The organism is Mesorhizobium sp. LNHC209A00 (assembly GCF_000502915.1).
In the GTDB taxonomy this organism is placed as follows: Bacteria; Pseudomonadota; Alphaproteobacteria; order Rhizobiales; family Rhizobiaceae; genus Mesorhizobium.
On record NZ_AYWT01000002.1, the window covers coordinates 720,607 to 740,248 of the forward strand.

21 protein-coding genes and 1 pseudogene are annotated in these 19,642 nt (G+C 64.6%); 12 read left to right on the forward strand and 10 right to left on the reverse strand.

Annotated elements, in window-relative coordinates; all coding sequences use genetic code 11:
- Window positions 1–31 precede the first annotated feature (31 nt).
- Window positions 32–526: a hypothetical protein gene (locus X739_RS159145; protein WP_023793402.1), complete on the forward strand. Its 495-nt coding sequence runs from the start codon at window positions 32–34 to the stop codon at window positions 524–526.
- A gap of 162 nt (window positions 527–688) precedes the next feature.
- Here the strand turns inward: X739_RS159145 and X739_RS159140 are convergent, their stop codons facing one another.
- Together X739_RS159140 and X739_RS159135 are read right to left on the reverse strand one after the other, a co-directional pair.
- Window positions 689–1,351 (reverse strand): response regulator transcription factor, encoded by a 663-nt coding sequence (locus tag X739_RS159140; RefSeq protein ID WP_023771991.1) that lies wholly within the window; start codon window positions 1,349–1,351, stop codon window positions 689–691.
- Entirely contained in the window at window positions 1,348–2,739 is a 1,392-nt protein-coding gene (locus X739_RS159135; protein ID WP_023771990.1) for a sensor histidine kinase, read from the reverse strand. Before X739_RS159135 ends, X739_RS159140 begins: the two co-directional genes overlap by 4 nt.
- A 169-nt stretch (window positions 2,740–2,908) precedes the next feature.
- Here X739_RS159135 and X739_RS159130 point away from each other — a divergent pair, with 169 nt between their 5' ends.
- The 4 genes from X739_RS159130 to X739_RS159115 all read left to right on the forward strand — a co-directional run bounded on the left by X739_RS159130 (window position 2,909) and on the right by X739_RS159115 (window position 6,308).
- Window positions 2,909–3,250 (forward strand): hypothetical protein, encoded by a 342-nt coding sequence (locus X739_RS159130; protein ID WP_015314759.1) that lies wholly within the window; start codon window positions 2,909–2,911, stop codon window positions 3,248–3,250.
- An 8-nt stretch (window positions 3,251–3,258) separates the two neighbouring features.
- Complete coding sequence (locus X739_RS159125; protein ID WP_023793405.1) at window positions 3,259–3,963, forward strand: phosphatase PAP2 family protein; 705 nt, start codon at window positions 3,259–3,261, stop codon at window positions 3,961–3,963.
- Between the two features lie 273 nt (window positions 3,964–4,236).
- The gene (locus X739_RS159120) at window positions 4,237–4,515 is read left to right on the forward strand and encodes a helix-turn-helix transcriptional regulator (RefSeq protein ID WP_023771988.1); all 279 of its coding nucleotides are present in this window, start codon (window positions 4,237–4,239) and stop codon (window positions 4,513–4,515) included.
- Between the two features lie 62 nt (window positions 4,516–4,577).
- Complete coding sequence (locus X739_RS159115) at window positions 4,578–6,308, forward strand: SulP family inorganic anion transporter (protein WP_023793408.1); 1,731 nt, start codon at window positions 4,578–4,580, stop codon at window positions 6,306–6,308.
- Here the strand turns inward: X739_RS159115 and X739_RS159110 are convergent.
- The 3 genes from X739_RS159110 to X739_RS159100 all read right to left on the reverse strand — a co-directional run bounded on the left by X739_RS159110 (window position 6,298) and on the right by X739_RS159100 (window position 8,246).
- Window positions 6,298–6,924, reverse strand: a complete 627-nt coding sequence (locus X739_RS159110; RefSeq protein ID WP_023771986.1) for a DNA-3-methyladenine glycosylase — start codon at window positions 6,922–6,924, stop codon at window positions 6,298–6,300. The genes X739_RS159115 and X739_RS159110 overlap by 11 nt on opposite strands.
- Complete coding sequence (locus X739_RS159105; protein WP_023793411.1) at window positions 6,903–7,283, reverse strand: nuclear transport factor 2 family protein; 381 nt, start codon at window positions 7,281–7,283, stop codon at window positions 6,903–6,905. Before X739_RS159105 ends, X739_RS159110 begins: the two co-directional genes overlap by 22 nt.
- A 102-nt stretch (window positions 7,284–7,385) precedes the next feature.
- Window positions 7,386–8,246, reverse strand: a complete 861-nt coding sequence (locus tag X739_RS159100; protein ID WP_023793413.1) for an ATP/GTP-binding protein — start codon at window positions 8,244–8,246, stop codon at window positions 7,386–7,388.
- 114 nt (window positions 8,247–8,360) lie between these two features.
- Here X739_RS159100 and X739_RS159095 point away from each other — a divergent pair, with 114 nt between their 5' ends.
- Together X739_RS159095 and X739_RS159090 are read left to right on the forward strand one after the other, a co-directional pair.
- Window positions 8,361–9,152, forward strand: a complete 792-nt coding sequence (locus tag X739_RS159095) for a helix-turn-helix transcriptional regulator (protein ID WP_023771983.1) — start codon at window positions 8,361–8,363, stop codon at window positions 9,150–9,152.
- A gap of 280 nt (window positions 9,153–9,432) precedes the next feature.
- Window positions 9,433–10,809 (forward strand): adenylate/guanylate cyclase domain-containing protein, encoded by a 1,377-nt coding sequence (locus X739_RS159090; protein ID WP_023782008.1) that lies wholly within the window; start codon window positions 9,433–9,435, stop codon window positions 10,807–10,809.
- 79 nt (window positions 10,810–10,888) lie between these two features.
- Here X739_RS159090 and X739_RS159085 read toward each other — a convergent pair whose 3' ends face one another.
- From X739_RS159085 to X739_RS159075, 3 genes are read right to left on the reverse strand one after another with little or no spacing between them, the layout of a single operon-like run.
- Window positions 10,889–11,716 carry a YiiX/YebB-like N1pC/P60 family cysteine hydrolase gene (locus X739_RS159085; protein WP_023782009.1) on the reverse strand — a complete coding sequence of 276 codons (828 nt, stop codon included), beginning with the start codon at window positions 11,714–11,716 and terminating at the stop codon, window positions 10,889–10,891.
- Window positions 11,717–11,762: 46 nt separating this feature from the next.
- Entirely contained in the window at window positions 11,763–12,707 is a 945-nt protein-coding gene (locus X739_RS159080) for a CHAD domain-containing protein (protein WP_023793417.1), read from the reverse strand.
- Window positions 12,704–13,177, reverse strand: coding sequence for a CYTH domain-containing protein (locus X739_RS159075; protein ID WP_023793419.1), 474 nt, complete (start codon window positions 13,175–13,177; stop codon window positions 12,704–12,706). The genes X739_RS159080 and X739_RS159075 overlap by 4 nt, the downstream gene beginning before the upstream one ends.
- A gap of 91 nt (window positions 13,178–13,268) precedes the next feature.
- On the opposite strand from X739_RS159075, the gene X739_RS159070 reads away from it, so the two are divergent.
- From X739_RS159070 to X739_RS159060, 4 genes and pseudogenes are all read left to right on the forward strand, one after another.
- On the forward strand, window positions 13,269–13,988 hold the full coding sequence (locus X739_RS159070) for a CerR family C-terminal domain-containing protein (protein WP_023793421.1): 720 nt from the start codon (window positions 13,269–13,271) through the stop codon (window positions 13,986–13,988).
- Window positions 13,985–14,949: pseudogene (locus X739_RS01000000165840) on the forward strand (HlyD family efflux transporter periplasmic adaptor subunit). Before X739_RS159070 ends, X739_RS01000000165840 begins: the two are co-directional and overlap by 4 nt.
- Window positions 14,946–15,866 (forward strand): ABC transporter ATP-binding protein, encoded by a 921-nt coding sequence (locus X739_RS159065; protein ID WP_023793423.1) that lies wholly within the window; start codon window positions 14,946–14,948, stop codon window positions 15,864–15,866. The pseudogene X739_RS01000000165840 and the gene X739_RS159065 overlap by 4 nt, the downstream one beginning before the upstream one ends.
- Window positions 15,863–16,999 (forward strand): ABC transporter permease, encoded by a 1,137-nt coding sequence (locus X739_RS159060; protein ID WP_023771976.1) that lies wholly within the window; start codon window positions 15,863–15,865, stop codon window positions 16,997–16,999. The genes X739_RS159065 and X739_RS159060 overlap by 4 nt, the downstream gene beginning before the upstream one ends.
- Window positions 17,000–17,020: 21 nt before the next feature.
- Here the strand turns inward: X739_RS159060 and X739_RS159055 are convergent, their stop codons facing one another.
- Window positions 17,021–17,995: a threonine/serine dehydratase gene (locus tag X739_RS159055; protein ID WP_023793426.1), complete on the reverse strand. Its 975-nt coding sequence runs from the start codon at window positions 17,993–17,995 to the stop codon at window positions 17,021–17,023.
- A gap of 150 nt (window positions 17,996–18,145) precedes the next feature.
- Complete coding sequence (locus X739_RS159050; protein ID WP_023771974.1) at window positions 18,146–18,469, reverse strand: hypothetical protein; 324 nt, start codon at window positions 18,467–18,469, stop codon at window positions 18,146–18,148.
- 170 nt (window positions 18,470–18,639) lie between these two features.
- On the opposite strand from X739_RS159050, the gene mbfA reads away from it, so the two are divergent.
- A complete protein-coding gene (gene mbfA, locus X739_RS159045; RefSeq protein WP_023793428.1) occupies window positions 18,640–19,632 on the forward strand; it encodes an iron exporter MbfA in 993 nt (330 codons plus the stop codon).
- Window positions 19,633–19,642 lie beyond the last annotated feature (10 nt).

Below are 19,642 nucleotides of genomic sequence, written 5' to 3' on the forward strand. Positions count from 1 at the left end.
GGGCACGCCGGCTCAATCGACGGAGATCAGTATGCGTGGATCGATCACGGCCCGTTGTTGCCGTCTGGCTATCGGATCGGCGGCCGTCCTGGCGCTAGCCATCGCTCCCTATGAAATAGTCTTCCATGGCTTCGTGCCTGGACTCGATGCCGCGACCGCACATGCCGACAAGGGCGGCAACGGCGGTGGCGGCGGCAATGGCGGTGGCAATGGCGGCAACGGTGGTGGGGGTAACAACGGCAACGGTGGCGGCAACAACGGCAACAGTGGCAATGGCGGAAACAGCGGCGGCGGGAATAGCGGAAAGGGTAAGAGCCAGGGCCAGGGCGACCAGAGCACAAGCCATGTCAACGCCATGACCGGCGACACGGTCGACGTGGACGGCAACAAGATTACAGTTCAGCACCCTGACGGCTTGACGGAAAAGATCGAGAACGGCCGTTTCAGCATGATGGATAAGCTCGGCCGCACGATCATCGATCGCCGTGCCACACCGGCCGATGCCAGCCGGCTCAAGGCGCTTTGAATTTCGGCGATTTGGATTTCGGCCCCATGAATTTCGGCCCCATGAATTTCGGCCCCCTGAATTTCGGCCTTGTGAAGTTGGTCGACAGGCAACGACCAGTTTCACACGTCACCTCCGCCGCCCCCGGCGGAGGTGACCTCGTCTCGCGGCGTTCCGCGATGGCTACGAACGGTCCCTGTCGCGGTCGCGAAACTCGCGCATGATGAGGGCCGCTTCAGTACGGTTTCGCACGTTGAGTTTCGACAGCACCCCCGTCATGTGATGCTTGACGGTCTTCTCCTGCAGCTCCAGGCGCAAGGCGATTTCCTTGTTGCTCAGTCCCTCCGCCACCAGCCGCAGTATTTCGGTCTGCCGGCCGGTGAGTTGCCGCAGCCGGTCCGCGACCCCGTTGGCGGGCTGCAGGGACTGCACATCGGAAAGCAGCCGGGCTGACAGCATCGGCGAAAGATAGCTTTCGCCGGTTGCCACGTTGCGCAGGATATCGGCAAGCGCGCGCGATCCGACACCTTTGAGGACATAGCCGAGCACCCCGGCGTTCAAGGCCTTGGTCACATCGGCATTCGCCTCCGAAACGGTCAGCATGACGATCTTTTGGGCGGGATGGTCGGCAAGGATGCTGGCAACCGCGGCCAGGCCGCCGCCCGGCATGGAAATGTCGATGAGCAATATGTCGGGCTGCATGGTCGAGGCGATGCGCTCCGCGTCCTGCGCGGTCGCACCTTCGCCGACCATCTCGAAGCCGCCGATCTCCGACAGGCTGCGCGTCACGCCTTCGCGGAACAGCGGATGATCGTCGACAATGGCAATGCGGATGGCGCCGATCATGCTTGCTCCTCGACCGAAAGACGGATCACCAGCTTCGTGCCTTTCGGCCCTGTCAGTGTTTCGAATTGGCCGCCAATGCTTTCAACCCGCTCCCTGAGACCGGCAAGGCCCAACCCCTCTGCCCGCGCCAGATCGAAGCCCGGTCCGCCGTCCGATACTTCAACGAAAAACCGACCATTTTTCATGCCTGCACGCACCGCCTGATCCTTGCCCCGTCCGTGGCGGTAGGCATTGTTCAGCCCCTCCTGCACGAAGCGATAAATGCTGATCTTCTCAGAAGCGCCAGGCTCCGGCAAATGTTTCGGCATCGTAAGCGTCACCGATGTGCCCGTCCGGCGCTCATGCTCCTCGACGGCCAGCCGCAGAACGTCCGCCGCCGCCGCCGTTTCTATCTGCGGCAGGACCAGACCGGTGCAGATGCCGCGTATTTCGCGCATTGCATCCTCCAGCGTCTTGCGGATCATGGCGACCTCGGTCGAGCGGCCTTCGCTGCCATGGCCGTCGCCGGTAAACACCGGACTGTCCATGCGCAGCGCGGCCAGCGCCACGAGCTGGGCAGGGCCGTCATGCAGATCGGCGCCGATCCGGCGCAGATATCTTTCGTTGAGCGCCGTGGCGCGGCGGGACGCCCGCTGCACACGATGCCGCAAGGCGCTGTTCTGCGTCACCAGGCCCTGCAGCTCCGCCACCTGGCGGCGCAGCGCCCCGCGCTGGTCGTCGATAATGCGGCTGCCGCGCAGGACAATTCCCGACAGAAGCAGGAATGCCGTCAAGGTGGTGCCTGCCACGACCAGCCAGCTCGACAGCAGGGCGGAAGCAAGGGTCGCCTTGAAATCGCTAGCGACCTCGTAGAATTCGGTGACGGCGACCACTTCGCCGGACCAGGGCTCGCGCACTGGATTGTAGATCTCGAGCAACGGCACACCCGCGGCCCGCTCCTTGTCTTCGTTCTCGTCGAACGTATCGAACTGGGCAACGACGCTGCCCTGGAAGGCAGAACGCAGATTGTCGTTCAGGTCGAAGCGGCGGCCGGTCAAAACCGGGTCCTTCGAATAGAGGATCGTGCCGTCGCGGCGCCAGAGCCTGAAGGACGCCAGGCGTTTGCCGAGCGCGCCCTGGCCGAGCGTCTCGTCGAGGGCCTGCTTGACGGATGCGCTGAGCTCCTCGCTCTTGCGCAGGTCGGGCAGCAGCGGCGCGATCACGCTGTCTACATAGAGCGCCGTCGTGGCGGCCGAATTGCGAATGACGCCGTCCCGGATCTGCGTCGTCACCCAGGTCCCGACGATCACCATGACGACCAGGAGCCCAAAACCGCCGGCAACGACGAATTGCAGAGCAAGGGAAAGCTCGCTCCAGCGCCGCGCCAAGTTCTGAAAAATACGAATCATGAACCCCTTGCCGCCCTTTTATCGACAGGCTGGGCGATTGCGGCACATTGAGCTTCAGCCTCGCGGTTGCCAAGACCCTCGTTTGAACGACGTCGCTTGACGTACCGGCACGCTTCGGAAACAAGGTCGGCGCTATCAGGCGAAAGCCGCTTCGAAGGGGGACGGGACGTTGAGTTTTTCGGGACTTCTGCAGCTCGGCTTTTCGACGGTGATCTTCCTCCTGGCGGCTACCGCCGCCAAGCAATGGGGACTGGCGCCCAGCCTGGGCAAGATCCTGCTGACGCTGGCGCTCTATTCGCTGGGCAATCTGATCATGCTGCGGCTGATCCGCGAATTCGGCATGTCGGTATCGTTCAGCCTTTCGGCGGTGATCCAGCTGGTTTCGGTCAACGTCGTTGCGCTGGTGTTCTTCGGCGAGCGCGTCAACGCGCTGCAGGCGGCCGGCATCGCGCTGGCGATCGCCGCAGTCGCGCTGATCACGCTTGGACCGTATCTGCAAGGGCGGATGTAACGGTGCCGATGAAGAACGTCGCGAAGGCTCTGCTCAACCGGGTGGAATTCCCGGTGCTGCTGGCCGGCCTGGTCATCGCCGGTGGGCTGTGGGGGTTCGAGGAATTGATGGAGGTGGCACGGGCCACCACGCCGCACGCCTTCGATACCGAAATCCTCCTTGCATTCCGCCGGGCCGGTCAACCGGCGATCCCGATCGGTCCGCCATGGCTGGAAGGCGCGATGCGCGATATCACCAGTCTCGGCAGCTCCAGTGTTCTGGTGCTGATCACGGCGGCGACGATCATCTATCTGCTGTTGATTCGCCGCCCGGCGACGGCGCTTCTCATGTTCGTTGCCGTGGCGGGCGGCCAGGTGCTGTCGAGCCTGCTGAAAGTCGGCGTCGACCGGCCACGCCCGGAACTGGTTTCGCATCTCGTCGACGAGATGTCGCTTTCCTTCCCGAGCGGCCATGCCATGCTGTCGGCGGTGACCTACCTCACGCTCGGTTCGCTGGCGGCGCGCTTCCTGCCGGGCCGGACGACCAAGGTCTACGTGCTGTTCCTGGCGGTGCTGACGACAGTGCTGGTCGGCGTCAGCCGCATCTATCTCGGCGTCCACTGGCCGTCGGATGTGCTGGCGGGCTGGTGTGCCGGCTTCGCCTGGGCGATGCTATGCTGGTTGGTGGCGAGGCTTCTGCAACGGCGTAGGGCGGTGAGCGAGGAGCCTGACTGAGTCAGATCAACCTGTTGATGAGGTGGCCTCCGCAGCCTGTCAGCGACAAAACCGTCGACAGCAAGCCTGCCGATATCACCAAGGTCTTGAAAACGTTCACCCGCGTACCCCCTGCCTCTGTTGCACCACCCTACCCGAAATCCTTGGTGAGTACCGAAGAAAATGGATATTAGCCGGCAGTGGTTACGTCTAAAACTTCATTAATGATGCTTGAAACATGATAATAATGGTATTATACGTTATGTCAGCAGGCTCAGACGGGGATTCCGGCCGATGATCACTGCCGCGCAGATGCGCGCCGCAAGGGCGCTGGCCGGCATCGACCAGAGGACGCTCGCCGAGCGCGCCGGCGTCTCGCTTCCCACCATCCAGCGCATGGAGGCGAGCGGCGGCGTGGTCAGGGGCGTGGTCGATACGCTGATGAAGGTCATCCAGGCTCTCGACGAAGCCGGGGTGGAACTGATCGGCGAGAACCAGGCCAGCGAGCGCGGCGGCAGGGGCGTGCGCCTCAAGCCCGCCATGCCGCCGGAACCCAAGGCTGAGCCGGAATAAATCGCGACGGCGACCGCCGACAGTCCTGCCGACGATCCCGCCGCCTTTTGCAGGGGCAGTTCATGGATCAAGCGCGTCAGGCAGTGCATCAGGCGGTGAAGCCGACATTCTCCGAGCTGTTCACGCCGAAGTTGGTGACCGTCTGGCGGGAGGGCTACCGCCTGCCGCATTTCAAGGCCGACGTCATCGCCGGGCTGACTGTCGCCATCGTCGCGCTGCCGCTGTCGATGGCGATCGCGATCGCTTCTGGCGTGACGCCGGAGCGAGGCCTCTACACTTCCATCGTCGGCGGCTTCATCATCTCGGCCTTGGGCGGCAGCCGCTTCCAGATCGGCGGGCCGGCCGGCGCCTTCATCGTGCTGGTGGCGGCGACGGTGGCGCGCGTCGGCGTTGACGGCCTGCTGCTGGCGACGATGATGGCCGGTGTGTTCCTGCTTGCTATCGGCTATCTCCGACTCGGCACTTACATCAAGTTCATTCCCTATCCGGTCACTGTCGGCTTCACCGCCGGCATCGCCGTCATCATCTTCTCCGGCCAGATCGTCGAACTGTTCGGGCTGACCTTGCCGGGCCGGGAGCCCGGACCGTTCGTGCCCAAGCTGATCGAGCTTGGCGAAGCAGCCGGCACGATCAACCTCGCGGCGACCGCCGTGGCGGCGCTGACCATCGCGACCATCGTCTTCCTGAAGCGCTGGCGGCCGAAATGGCCGGCCATGTTGATCGCCATCGGGCTCGCCTCGCTGGTCGTGGCGCTGTTGGCGTTGCCGGCCGAGACGATCGGCACGCGCTATGGCGGCATTCCGCGCAGCCTGGAATGGCCTGGCATGCCACCCGTCAGCTTCGGCAGGATGCTCGACGTCTTGCCGGACGCCATCGCGTTCGCGCTGCTCGGCGCCATCGAATCGCTGCTGTCGGCCGTCGTCGCCGACGGCATGACGGGCCGGCGGCACCGCTCGAATTGCGAGTTGGTGGCGCAGGGCTTCGCCAACGTCGCGTCGGCTTTGTTCGGCGGCATCTGCGCCACCGGCACCATCGCCCGCACCGCCACCAATGTGCGGGCCGGCGCGCACGGCCCGGTCTCGGGCATGGTCCATTCGGGAATCCTGCTGGTGCTGATGCTGGTGGCGGCGCCGCTTGCCAGCTACATCCCGCTCGCGGCCCTTGCCGGCGTCCTGGCGGTGGTCTGCTGGAACATGGTCGAGAAACAAGCCTTCGCCACGCTGCTCATGGCATCGCGCGGCGATGCGCTGGTGCTGATGGCGACCTTCCTCATCGTCGTCTTCCGCGATCTCACCGAAGGCATCGTCGTCGGCTTCGCGCTCGGCTCGATCCTGTTCATCGGCCGCATGGCCAAGTCCGTCGCGGTCGAGGCGGACCTGGCGCAGGACGACGTCGCCGACAGCGTCGGCGGCGCCCGCGCCTATGATTCCGCGGAGGCAAGCGACGCCGACACCGTCGTCTACCGCATCTCGGGCGCCTTCTTCTTCGGTGCCGCGTCCACCGTCGGCAGCGTGCTCGACCGCATCGCCGACCAGCGCCGCAACTTCGTGCTCGACTGTTCGGCCGTGCCGCTTTTCGATTCGACGGCGGCCAATGTCATCGAAAGCGCGGCCCACAAGGCGGGGCGCGCCGGCGTGCGCTTCATCATCTCGGGCGCCTCGCCGCAGATCCGGCGCATGCTGATCAACCACGGCGTCAAGCCGCCGCTGGTGACCTATGCCGCGTCGATCCGCGACGCGCGGGGCCAATTGGCGGGGAAACAAGGGGCGGAGCAGCTGTCTCTCAACGATTGAGCGATGCCGGGCCGCTGACGAACGGACTTTCCCTGACGTAGAACCGCAGCAGGCGGTCGGCGTCCTTCGAAATGCCGATCCTGATGCCCTGTCCGATCGCACAGGGCTCACATTCATCGTGGGCGAGCCACAGCGGGCCTTCCCGGCACAGGTCGATCCCGTCGAGCGAACGATCTATCCGCAACGCCGCGGCCAGCCTTCCGGGCCCCCGCGCCAAGTCGCGCAGGCGCTCGACGCCTCGGTTCAGCCGCATGATCGCGACGCCTTCCAGCGGTTCCAGCGCCCGGATCAGCACACCGGTCCCCACCCCTGGCGTCTCGCTCGAGACATTCAGCATGAAGGAGGTGCCATAGGCGAGGTAGACATAGGCGTGCCCGGCTTCGAGAAACAGCGACCGGTTGCGCTGCGTCATCCCTCGAAAGCCGTGCCCGGCCGCGTCACCGACGACATAGGCTTCCGTCTCGACGATGCGGCCGCTGACCCTGCCTTCGGGCAAGTCGCGCACCACCAGCTTGCCGACGAGAAACCGGGCGAGGGCGGCCGTATCGTCCGGCAGCTCGGAGCGGGCGAGCGGCTGATGATCCTCCCCGTGACTCACGGCATCCGCTCGACCCATTGCGCCCGCGAAGCTCCCGGCTCGAACGGATCGCCGAAATACTGCGTCTCGCGGGCGACCTTGCCGTCAAGGAACTCCATGATGCTGACCGTATAGGAGGGCCGCCCGTCATAGGTCAGCACATATTCGGTGACCAAGAGGTTACCGGCGCCGGTGATCCGCCGCACGCTGAAGCGCTTGCGGTCCGGCTGCGCGGCGCGCGACGACTGGATGTCGCGCCGGCCGCGGATGCGCTCGCCCGATTGCGGATAGTCGAGCACCGCATCCTCCCGGTAGATCTCGTGTTCGGCCTCGAAGTCACCGGCATCGGAGGCGGCCCAGTGGCGATCCAGGGCCGCCCTGATTTCCCGGTCGTCCATGGCAATCCTCCTTGACCATTACCGTGGGATCGACCGTCGGAGCACGGTCCATTCCACGGCTGTTAGCATGGGTCGCATGGATCGACCCCGAAGCGCCGGTGCTCAGTCGAGCTTCAATGCCGCCACTTCGCCCTCGCTCATCAGCGGCACATAGAGGATCGACTTGCCGTCGGTGCCGATGTCGGCGCTGCCGGGCTTGAAATGCGCCACCGCTTCCGGGGTTCCGCCGGCCTTGTACCGGTAGAGCGTGCCGGTCATGTAGGCGGTGGCATAGATGGCGTCGCCAATGGCGACGACGCCGTCGAGGTCGGCAAAGTTCTGCGCGCCGGGCAAAGGCGTGATTTTCCTCGTGGCGAGGTCGACGGCCAGCAGCCCGCCGGGCTCCGCCGTGCTGAAATCCGCCTTGATGCCCTTGCCCCAGGAGGCGACGATCAGCCTGTCGCCATCGGCGAAGACGCCGTTGGGTGAAGCCAGCAACGCATCCCTGGCGAACAGCTCCGGTTTGTCGCCGTCGATGCGATAGATCGTCTCGGCCAGCATGTCGCTGACATAGACCTTGCCCGTCTGGTCCGAGGTCATGTCGTTGAGGAAGACCGCATTCGGCACCGCGATGCTGGCGATCAGCCTGCCGCTGGCCAGATCGACGACGCGGATCTTGGTGATGTCGGCGACATAGAGCCTGCCGCCCGCTATCGCCATGCCCTTGGGCGCGTCCATGCCGTCGGTCCAATGCTGGGTGACCGTCTTGCCGTCCAGCGACAGCAGGCTGAGATAGCCGTTGCCGTCAGCTTCGCCCGGATTGCCTGATATGTTGGAGACGATGATGCGATTGTTGGCGGCATCGAACAGCGCCGATTCCGGTTGTTCGAGGCCCGTGGCGCGCCAGAGTTCGCCGGCCCGGACGGCGGGTGCGGTGGCGATGCCGATGATGGCGGCAAAGGCTGGGAGGATGAAACGGTTCATGGCTGTTCTCCTGTGATGACAGGCGGGTAGCTAGTGTCTTTGATACTTTTCCGGAAGCTCGATTACCGCTAGTCTCGAATATCGATACTAAAATGCCGGCAAGAGGTGCATCCCATGAACGCTCTGATCTTCGAGGCGCTGAAGCGGACGCTGAAGGCGAAAGGTGTCACCTATCGTGAGCTTGCCGAGCGCATGGGCATTTCCGAGCCGACGGTGAAGCGCATCTTCCACGAGAAGAACTGCAAGCTCGACCGGCTGGTGGATATCTGTGCCGCCGCCGGTGTCGAGCTGGACAACGTGCTCGGCTCGATGAACCGCGGGCCGGGGCCGGTCAACCACATCGCGCCCGAGATCGAGCGCCGGCTCGCCGGCCGGCCGGCGTTGCTGTTCATCTTCGTCATGCTCTCGGAGAAATTCACGCCTGAAGGCATCATGCGTTCGCAAGGCCTGAGCGAGGCCTCGATGTTCCTCTATCTGCGCGACCTCGAGCAGCTCGGCCTGATCGCGCTTGGCCGTGGCCTGTCGGCGAAATTGCTGGTCGAAACGCCGATCCAGTGGAATTTCGAGGGGCCACTCAGGCCGCTGTTCGAGATGACCAACAAGAATTTCATCGGCTGGGCCATCAGCCATATCGATAAGGGGGCGACCTTCGTCAGCTTCTCCAGGCGGATGCGTCCGGAGACGGCGGAGATGGTGCGGCGCGAGGCGGAGGAGCTGGCCGAGCGCGCCAAACTGCTCGCCCATCACGACCAGCATACGACGCCCGAGGACGGGCTCACCGGTTACAAATGGACGTTTGCCTTCGGGGCGACGCCGTTTCCCGCGATCATGCCGATCGGCCCGCATCCGCGCGATGCCGGCGCCCAGCCCGCCGCTCCTGCAAAACGCCACCCCCTGCCGGCCTGACCAATCATCCCGAGCCTGGCTGCACCTGGCGGCTGAGCTTGTCGCGCACCGCTCCCGCGGCGCCGACTGCCACCATTCGCCACCGGCTGGCCGCCCGGACCAGCCACGCGGCCCGCGATACCGACCGCGCCGGTAGGGCGCGTTGGGATAGAACAGATCCGGCACCAACATTCATGATAGAATTCGCACACTGATTTGCCAGACTGTAGTAGGCGGGCCAGACTGTATTAGGCGAGTTTGCCGAATGCGTGACTCGTCCCCGTGAAATCGAAGTGATGCTATGCCGACCTCACCGACACTTGAACTTCGCCGCTATTCGCGCCTGAAGAATTTGCGGGAGCGCGCAGAACGCCAGGGTGCTGCATTGCAGTTCTGGGCGCGTACGGCATCGCTCGCTGTGATCTCCTGCTTCTTTTCATTGATCAGCCGCTGGGATGCCTCACTGCTCTTCGTGCTGGCGGGCCTCGTGCTGTTCCAGCTCGTCGGCCTGATCCAGTTTCTTCTTGTGCGCCGTCGCACGGGGCCATGGTGGATCGGTTACCTCGTCGGTACGCTTGACATCATTCTGTTGACCATTCTGCTGGTAACGCCCAACCCGTTTTCCGCGGAGGTGGTGCCGGCCGCAATGCAACTGCGCGAGGGCAGCTTCAAATTCCTGCTGATTTTCGTGTGCCTTGGCGCGCTGACCCTTTCGACACGATTGGCGCTCTATCTCGGCGCGCTCGCAGCCTTGACGTGGGCGATCGGGGTGGGATGGGTGATTTTTCATCCGGGAACCGTCATTCCGGCGACGAACCTCTATTCGCTGCCGATGACAGAGCGGTTGAGGCTCTATCTCAACCCCAATTTCGTCGATACGTTCGCGCAGGCGACCAATGTGTTGGTTGTGCTGATTATCGGCGCGATCATGGCGCTGGTCGTCTCTCGTTCCCGACGTCTGTCGGAGGACTATGTCAAGGCAGAGCGTGCCCGCGCCAATCTTGCCCGGCATTTTTCGCCCAACGTCGTCGACCAGCTCGCCACGGATGACGAGCCCTTCGGCCCGGTCCGCCGGCAGAATATCGCGGTGCTGTTCGCCGACATCGTCGGCTTCACACATTATTCCGAGGATCATCCGGCCGAAGCAGTGTTTGAACTTCTGCGTCAGTTCCACCGTCGCATGGAGCAGGTTATTTTCGACCACCACGGCACCGTCGATAACTATATCGGCGATTGCATCATGGCGACATTCGGGGTTCCGCAAGCCAGCCATGACGACGCGACTCGCGCCATTCAGTGCGCTGAAGCGATGATCGCCGCTCTCGAAGACTGGAATGTGCAGCGTGTGTCCAGGGGATATCCGCCGTTGGACGTTCGGATCGGTGCACAATACGGCGCAGTCGTCATCGGCGCTGTCGGCAGCGAGCGCAATCTGTCCTTCGCGGTGGTGGGCGACACCGTCAACGTCGCCAGCCGTTTGCAGTCGCTGTGCCGTGAGGTTCAGGCGAATATCTGTTTTGGATCACGACTGATCGAGGCCGCGAAGGCGGAATCGCCCACGACACAGTTGAATGCGCGCGATCATGGACCGGTGAGCATCCGCGGCCGGGACGAACCGGTCCATGTCTGGGTCGAACACAGAGCCGAAAACCAGGGCCCTGTAGCGGTTTCGGCATGATGTAGGCCGCCATGTGAAACGCATGCACCTCGTCGGACAGGCCGCGCCACAGGGCATGTCCTGACCCAGGCCCAAGCCATCACGTGTCCGAGGCGATTGTTCCGGCCTTTGCGGCTTCGGCGTCTGTGCTTGCCTTGTCGTCCCAGACCATCTGCCGGTAGTCGAAACCATATTCCAGCGTCGGTTTGACGATGCGGAAAAACGGCGACAGGTCGAAATCGCGTGGCGTATAGAGCGAGTGGTGGCGGATGTGCAGGATTTCCCTGCGCGAATAGTTCGACTGCGCCGAGGCACGGCCGGGCGCGCGGGTGATCTCGGGCAGGATCGGGTAGCGGATCTGGCCATAGGCCTCGGCAATCAGCGTCGAGCAGATGGCGCGTGTCGGGTCGCCGGAACCGAACGCCAGCATGCGGCGCCGCCAACGCACCGGCACTGGCGGCGTCGGCAGGAAATAGCGCAGCATGTCGAAGATATTCTTGAGGTCGTATTTCAAACCGAGCTTGCCGATCATGAAGGCGACCACCTTGTCGCGATCCTCCGGCGCCAGTCCGCTCGCGCGGCAAATGCGGGTGTTGTAGGTCCGGTAGCGCGACAGCGGTACGGCGACGCTGCCTTCGCCGAGCGTGACCTCGATCAGCCGCCGCCGTTCCGTACCGTCCTCCGGTTCGGCCAGCGCGTCGCCGACATAGAAAGCCGCGTGCGACCAGGTTGACTGGGTGAGGTACTTGATCGCCGCCGAAATCTTCTGGTTGCCCTCGATCAGCAGGATGTCGCCCGGCTCCAGCGTGCGGCGCAGCGTTTCTGGTTCCGATGGGGTATAGGGTTCGTAGCCGGAGGATTCGTCCTGCAGCCGGCCCGCAAGCCAGCGGCCAAGTCGATCCAGGAGCGTGTCGCCGGGCTTGGTCATTCCATAAGGCGATTACCACGGACGGGCGGCTGGGCGCCAGCCGCGGTCAATTGGCGGCGGCGTTCGTGTCTTCCAGCGAGGCAGCGCCGGCGAGATCGTCGCGCGCCTTGCGGGCGAGCTTCTTCGTCGCGCGCCTGGGGCTGTCGCCGAACAGTTCGGCGGCCTCGGCGAGACAGGCTTTCCTGAGGCTCTTTTCCGAGCGCTTGAGCAACTTGCCGAGAAGTTTTGTGTCCTCGGGCGGCCCCAGCGGCTCGCTGTCCGCCTCGAGCAGCGCGCGCATGACGAACACATCATGCAGTTCACCCAGCCGCTCGCCCAGTTGATCCACGGCCTTGCGCCGCGCCTTGATCGGGGTCGGCCACAGCCTGCCCAGCAGCGACAGGTGCATGCCATGCGTCTTGGCAGCCTTGCGCAGGTCATGGAAATCGTCGGCTTCACCGCGCGCGCCGGCCTTGTCGAGCGCCTTCCTGGCGCGCCGCAAGGCGACGCGGGCGCCTTCGGCAAGCACGTCGGCGGCCTGTTCCGGCTGATCGGGCAAAGCAAGGGTTCCAATGCGCTTCAGGCCGTCTTCGCAGGCGGCGGTGGCCGCCCCGATCGCCGCCTTCAGCCCGGCGCCTTCGTGCAGATCATGCTGGCGTACGATCAACCTGTCGCGCACGGCATCAAGCCCGCTACCGGTGCTTTCCCTGCCAAAGTCCGCCGCCAGCCGATCGATGGTTTCGATCAGGGCCGTGGCTTCACGCGGACCGGCAAGCAGCGCCGCGACATTGCGATAGCACTGGTTTTCCGTGGCGCAGAAAGTTTCGTCACCGGAACGAACCAGGCGCAACAAGGCACGCGCGCTCTTGAGCCGCTTGCGGCACTTATGCAGCCCCTGTTCCGGCCGGGTGTGCGCCATCTCCAGATGCTGCAGGGCCTTGCCGATCTCCTCGGCAAGGATACGCCTGACCTCCCCGGTCAGCGGCAGGCGCGGATCGATACGAAAGCTCATGCGGCGATCTCCGGTATCCCCCCGAGGGCGAGCGACGCGTTGTAGAATTTCTGCTCGCCGGTCACTTCGCGGCCGAGCCAATCAGGCAGCATTTCGTCCGGAACCTCTTCTGGGGTCTCGAGCTCGGCCACCACAAGTCCCGCCAGTGCACCGCCAAAGACATCGACTTCATAGAGATAGCCGCGATGCCTAACATGGTGACGTGTCTTCTCGATGACACGTCCGATGGCGAAGTCCAGCATCTCCACCGCCTCCGCCAGCGGGATCGAATATTCGAATTCGTCGCGCTCGCGCGCGCTGCTGCCGAATTTGAGCGTCAGCTTGGCGGAGGCGCCATCACTGATGCGGATGCGGACGGTTCGCCCGGGTGCCGTGGCGAGATAGAACTGAAGAATGCGGATATCGGCTTCCGCCAGATCCCGCCATGCGGTGCTGGAGACCAGGAATTTACGCTCGACTTCCTTGCCCATGGCCGCGCACTAAAGCGGTTGCCGCGCGCGATGGCAAGACAGCGCCGCATGCAAGTTGACTTTAATCAATCGATTGATTAAAGTCTTTTGCATGATAAAATTGCCAGATGCCAGGCGGCCCCGCCGCGAGATCTCCCCGGCAGAGCCGACGCGCGCCGCGCTGGTCCAGGCGGCGTTGAAACTGTTCGGGCGGCAGGGCTTCGACGGCACCTCGACGCGCCAGATTGCCGCCGAGGCGGGCGCCAATATAGGCTCGATCGCCTATCATTTCGGCGGCAAGGAAGGTCTTCGCGCCGCTGCCGCCGACTTCATCGTCGCGACCATCCAGGCCGTCGCCGGGCAGGCACTGGGCGCAGGCGAGAGGCTCGGCCATGGACAGGCGGCGGCAAGCGATCCGGAAGCGGCAGGCGCGCAGCTCTTCACGGCGCTCGAGCGGATGGTCGGCTTCATCGTGGCTCAGCCGCAGGCCGGAGAGATCGTGCAATTCGTGCTGCGCGAGCTGTCTTATCCGACGGCGGCGCTCGACCGCATCTATGACGGCGTCTTTGAGCCGACGCACCGCCGGCTGTGCCAGATCTGGGAGCAGGCCACCGGAGAGCCGGCCGAGAGCGAACGCACCCGGCTCACTGTGTTCACGTTGATCGGGCAGGTCATTTATTTCCGCATCGGCCGCGAGGCTGTCATGCGCCGCATGGGCTGGCGCGACATCGGCGCCGCCGAGGCCGCCAAGGTGGTGGCGGTCACCACGGACAATCTCGGCGCCATACTGGCCGCCCGGAAGGGACCAGGAATGAAGGGATCAAAACAATGAGCTTTCTGTGCTCGCTGCCGCTCGCCGCGCAATTGTTCGGCGCCTGCGCGCCGGTGGCGCCGCTCGCCGTCGGTTATGTCGAGGGCGATTATGTGCTCCTGGCGCCGATCGAGGTGGCGCAGGTCGATACGGTGGCGGTGAAGCGAGGCGACCGCGTCATGCCGGGAGCCACCGTGGTGACACTCGAAAATGCCGACGCCAAGATCGCGGTGNGATCGCGGTGGCGCAAGCGCAGGCGGCGCTGGCCCAGGCGCAGGCGCAGTATGCCGATCTCCAGGTCGGCAAGCGGCCGGAAGAGATCGCCGTGCTGAAGGCCGAGGTCGACATGACCAAGGCACAGGCCGCCGACGCAAAGCGAAAATTCGACCGCGCCAGCGACCTGTTCAAACGCGGCGCCGGCACGCAGGCAGATTTCGACACGGCTTCCGCGACGCTGGAGACGGCCAATGCGCAGGTCGGCCAGGCGGAGGCCAACCTGGCGGTCGGCGGCCTGCCGGCGCGCGCCGAAACGATCAAGGCCGCCGACAATCAGGTCAAACAGGCGCAGGCGGCACTGGATCAGGCGCAATGGCGGCTCTCCAAACGGGTGTTGGCGGCACCTTCGCCAGGCCGCGTCAACGACGTCATCCGCAATCCCGGCGACACGGCGGGCCCGACCGCGCCGGTTATCTCGGTGCTTCCCGACGGCGCGGTGAAGCTCAGCGTCTATATTCCGGAAAGCGCCTTCTCCTCGGTCAAGGTCGGCAGCCTGCTCCGCGTCCATTGCGACGGCTGCGGCCCGGGGGTGAAGGCGCGCGTCAGCTACGTCTCGCCCGATCCCGAATTCACCCCACCGGTGATCTACTCCCTCGAAAACCGGCAGAAGCTGGTCTACCTCGTCGAGGCGCGGCCGGAGGGCGATGCGGGGCCGCTGCAGCCCGGCCAGATCGTCGATGTCGATCTCGCGGATATGGGAAAATGAACGCCATCGACGTTCACGGCCTGGTCAAGCGCTTCGGCGACAAGACCGTCGTCGACCATGTAACGATGTCGGTCGCCGAGGGCGAGATCGTCGGCTTCCTCGGCCCCAACGGCTCGGGCAAGACCACCACCATCCGCATCATGTGCGGCCTGCTGACGCCGGACGAGGGCGAAGGCACGGTGCTGGGCTTCAACATCCGCACCGACAGCCTCAGGATCAAGCGCGAAGTCGGCTACATGACGCAGAAATTCTCGTTCTACGAGGATCTGACGATCGGCGAGAACCTCGAATTCGTGGCGCGGCTCTACCGGCTGCGGCCGGTCGAGGACTATGTCTCGCGCACACTGGAGGAGCTCGGGCTGACGACGCGCCGCAATCAGCTGGCCGGCACCTTGTCCGGTGGCTGGAAGCAGCGCCTGGCGCTGGCCGCCTGCATCATGCACAAGCCGAAACTGCTGCTGCTGGATGAGCCGACGGCCGGCGTCGACCCGAAGGCGCGGCGCGAGTTCTGGGACGAGATCCATCGCCTGGCGAGCGGCGGGCTGACCGTGCTGGTGTCCACACATTACATGGACGAGGCCGAGCGCTGCCACCGCATCAGCTACATCTCCTATGGCAAGATGCTGGCCACCGGCACCGTCGCCGAGGTGGTGAAGAATGCGGGCCTGACCACCTTCGTACTGCAGGGTCCAAAGCTCGACGAGGTGGCGCAAGCGCTGCAAGGCCGCCCCGGCGTCGACCAGGTGGCGCCGTTCGGCGCGACGCTGCACGTCGTCGGTTCCGACCGCGAGAAGCTCGAGGGCGCGCTTACCGATGTCGAGAGAGAGCACAAGGGCGTGACGGTGACGCCGGGCGAAACCAGCCTGGAGGATGTCTTCATCCAGTTCATGTCGGGATCGAAGGACAACATGGCATGAACAGCGTCTTTTCCTTCGCCAGGCTCGGCGCCCTGCTGATCAAGGAGTTCATCCAGATGCGGCGCGACCGCATCACTTTCGCCATGATGCTGGGCGTGCCGCTGATCCAGCTCGTGCTGTTCGGCTACGCCATCAACAACGACCCGAAAAGCCTGCCGGCGGCCCTGGTGGCGACCAGCAGCGATCCCTATACCCGCGCCATGGTCGCGGCGCTGCAGACCACGGGTTATTACCGCTTCGACCATGTCGCGCAAAGCGCGGACGAGGCCGAGTTCCTGATGGCGCGTGGCGACGTCGCTTTCGTCGTCACCATCCCGGCCGATTTCGCCCGGCGCGTCGAGCGCGGCGACAAGCCGCAAATCCTGATCGAGGCCGATGCCACCGATCCGGCGGTCGCCAGCGGCGCCATCTCGACGCTCGGCACCATCGCCGGCCAGGCGCTGCTGAGAGCGCAGGGCACGCAGGAAGCCGCGGCGGAAGCCGCCAGGGGCCAGCTCGATGTCGTCGTCCACCGCCGCTACAATCCCGAAGGCATCTCGCAATACAACATCGTGCCCGGCCTGCTCGGGGTCATCCTGCAGATGACGATGGTGATGATGACCTCGATCGCGCTGACGCGTGAGACCGAGCGCGGCACGATGGAGAATCTCCTGGCGATGCCGTCGAGCCCGCTGGAGATCATGATGGGCAAGGTGCTGCCCTACCTGGCGGTCGGAGCGGTGCAAGTGGGGGTGGTGCTGGCGGCGTCGAAGCTTCTGTTCGCCATCCCGTTCACCGGCTCGATGACGCTGCTTCTGTCGGCGGTGCTGGTGTTCGTGCTGTCGCTGGTGCTGCTCGGCTACACGATCTCGACGATCGCACGCACGCAGATGCAGGCGCTTCAGCTCACCTTCTTCTTCTTCCTGCCCTCGATCATGCTGTCGGGCTTCATGTTCCCCTATCGCGGCATGCCGGACTGGGCGCAGACCTTCGGCGAGATCTTCCCGCTGACGCATTTCCTGCGCATCACCCGCGCGGTGATGCTGAAGGGCGCGGAACTGCCGGCGGTGGCGACCGAGATCGGCTGGCTGGTGGTCTTTGTCGCGCTGTTCGCCGGCGTTGCGCTGGTGCGGTTCAGGCGCACGCTGGACTGACGAGAGCTGAACCGTGCCGCCCTACGCCGCCATGATCCCGGCATAGGTGCCGAAATCGACATTGCCGCCGGACAGCACCACGGCAACGCATTTGCCCGACAGCTCGATCTCGCCCGATGACAGCGCCGCCAGCGCGACGCAGCCGCCGGGCTCGACCACCAGCTTCACAAAGGCCATGGCGTCGCGCATCGCCTGCCTGACGGCATCCTCGGAGACGGCGACGGCGCCGGCGAGGTTGCGGCGGTTGATCTCGAAGGTGATCGCACCCGGCTCGGCGGTGAGGATGGCGTCGCAGATCGAACTATGGCCCGGCTCGTTCGACACCCTGGCGCCCGCCGCCAGCGAGCGGCGCGTGTCGTCGAAATGCTCGGGTTCGACCGCCCAGATCGCGGTGCCGGACGAGGTATCCTTCACGGCAACCGAGATGCCGCTGGTCAGGCCGCCGCCGCCACAGGGGATGACGACCGCGTCGAGCGAGACACCCAGCGCCCGCGCCTGCCTCACCAGCTCCAGTCCGATCGTGCCTTGGCCGGCAATGATGGCCGGATCGTCGAAAGGCGGCACCAACGCCATGCCCCTGTCGAGATAGGGGCGCACGACCGCCATGCGGTCGTCCTTGAAACGGTCGAAGGGCACCACTTCGGCGCCCATCTTGCGGACATTGGCGATCTTCATGTCAGGCGCGTCCGCCGGCATGGCGATGACCGCCTTGACGCCGAACATGGCGGCGGAAGCCGCCACTCCTTGCGCGTGATTGCCCGAGGAGAAAGCGACGACGCCACGAGAACGCTCCGCCTCGCTCAGCGTCGACAGCTTGTTGTAGGCACCGCGGAACTTGAACGAGCCGGTCCGCTGCAGCGTCTCCGGCTTGAACAGGATGCGGCCGCCGAAGCGCCTGTTCAGCTCCTGCGATTCGATCAAGGGGGTCTCGACGATCAGGCCCGAGAGCCGTGCGGCGGCGGCGTGGATGTCGGCGATGCCGGGAGGGGTGGTCATGGCGGGTCCTGTGGCGATGCAATCCGGCCATGGTGCACGCAAAGGCTCGCGCGATGCCAACGAAAAGATGTGACCGGGACAAAGTTCGCGATTGTGATCAAAGATACAAATGTATCCAGCGTTGCGGCCGTCACGCCCGCATGTCGCAATTCACCCCAGCAATGTCCGCTGCCGCTTGCTGCCGCCCAGCTTGCGCCAGTTGTTGAACCGATGCGTGGCGGCGGCAAACGAGATCTTCATCTGCTGGGCCACCGAATAGCGCGACTTGCCTTCGTCGAACATGCGGTAGCAGCACTCGACGCCTTCCTCGGTCAGCTTGCCGTCTGGTGCCTTGTTGTGCGGGTTGGCGGGGTCGAATTTCTCGACCTGCTGCTCGACCAGTCCCTTCAGGCGCTGCAGGTCGGCCTCGATGCTGGCGATGAGATCGAGGACCGGTTTCGGGTCGTAGGCGTGCGGAGGCTTCTTGTCCGTCATCAGCTCGTTCCTTTTTTGCTTGGCCCCCATATATAGGTGAACATTCGCTGATATGAAGAGAGACGCCCAGTGCCCGGCTTCAACTATTCTTGACTGTGGCTAAGCGCACGATTGACCATGGACGTTGCAAATCATAGTTTAGAACAATTCTAAACTAGGGTGATTTCCTCATGCTTTCCCGTGTTTTCGGCTTCGGCCGCCGCTCCTTCGAATCGCTCTCCGAACCGGAGATCCTGGCGCTGGCCATTTCATCGGAGGAGGATGACGGGCGTATCTACCGGGCCTATGCGGACGGATTGTCCGAGACTTTTCCGCAATCGGCCAAACTCTTCGAGGCCATGGCCGAGGAGGAAGACGGCCATCGCGACTCGCTGATCGAACTCTTCCGCAAGCGTTTCGGCGAGCGCATTCCGCTGGTCCGCCGTGAGCATGTGAGGGGCTATTTCGAGCGCAAGCCCGACTGGCTGGTGCGGCCGCTCGGCATCGAGGCTGTGCGCCGCCAGGCCGAGGCGATGGAGCGGCAGGCCTACCTGTTCTATGTCGAGGCGGCCAAGCGCACCACTGACGCCTCGACCCGCAAGCTGCTTGACGATCTGGCCGCGGCCGAACAGGGCCATGAAAGCTCGGCGCATGCGTTGGAGCAGAAACATGTGCCGGGCGAAGTCAAGGTCGAGGAGGCGACCGCCGAGCAGCGCCAGTTCATCCTCACCTATGTGCAACCGGGCCTGGCCGGGCTGATGGACGGGTCGGTGTCGACGCTGGCGCCGATCTTCGCCGCCGCCTTTGCCACCCATGACACTTGGCAGACGCTTCTCGTCGGTCTCGCNGGTCTCGCCGCCTCGATCGGCGCCGGCATCTCGATGGGCTTCACCGAGGTCGCTTCCGACGACGGCAAGCTGTCGGGCAGGGGTTCGCCGATCAAGCGCGGCCTGACCGTCGGCATCATGACGACGCTGGGCGGCCTCGGTCACGCGCTGCCCTATCTTATCCCGCATTTCTGGACCGCGACGGCGGTAGCCGCCGTGGTGGTGTTTTTCGAACTGTGGGCCATCGCCTTCGTCCAGAACCGCTACATGCAGACCCCGTTCCTGCGCGCCGCCTTCCAGGTGGTGCTGGGCGGCGCCCTGGTGTTCGCGGCGGGCGTGCTGATCGGGAATGCGTAGCAGCGGGAAG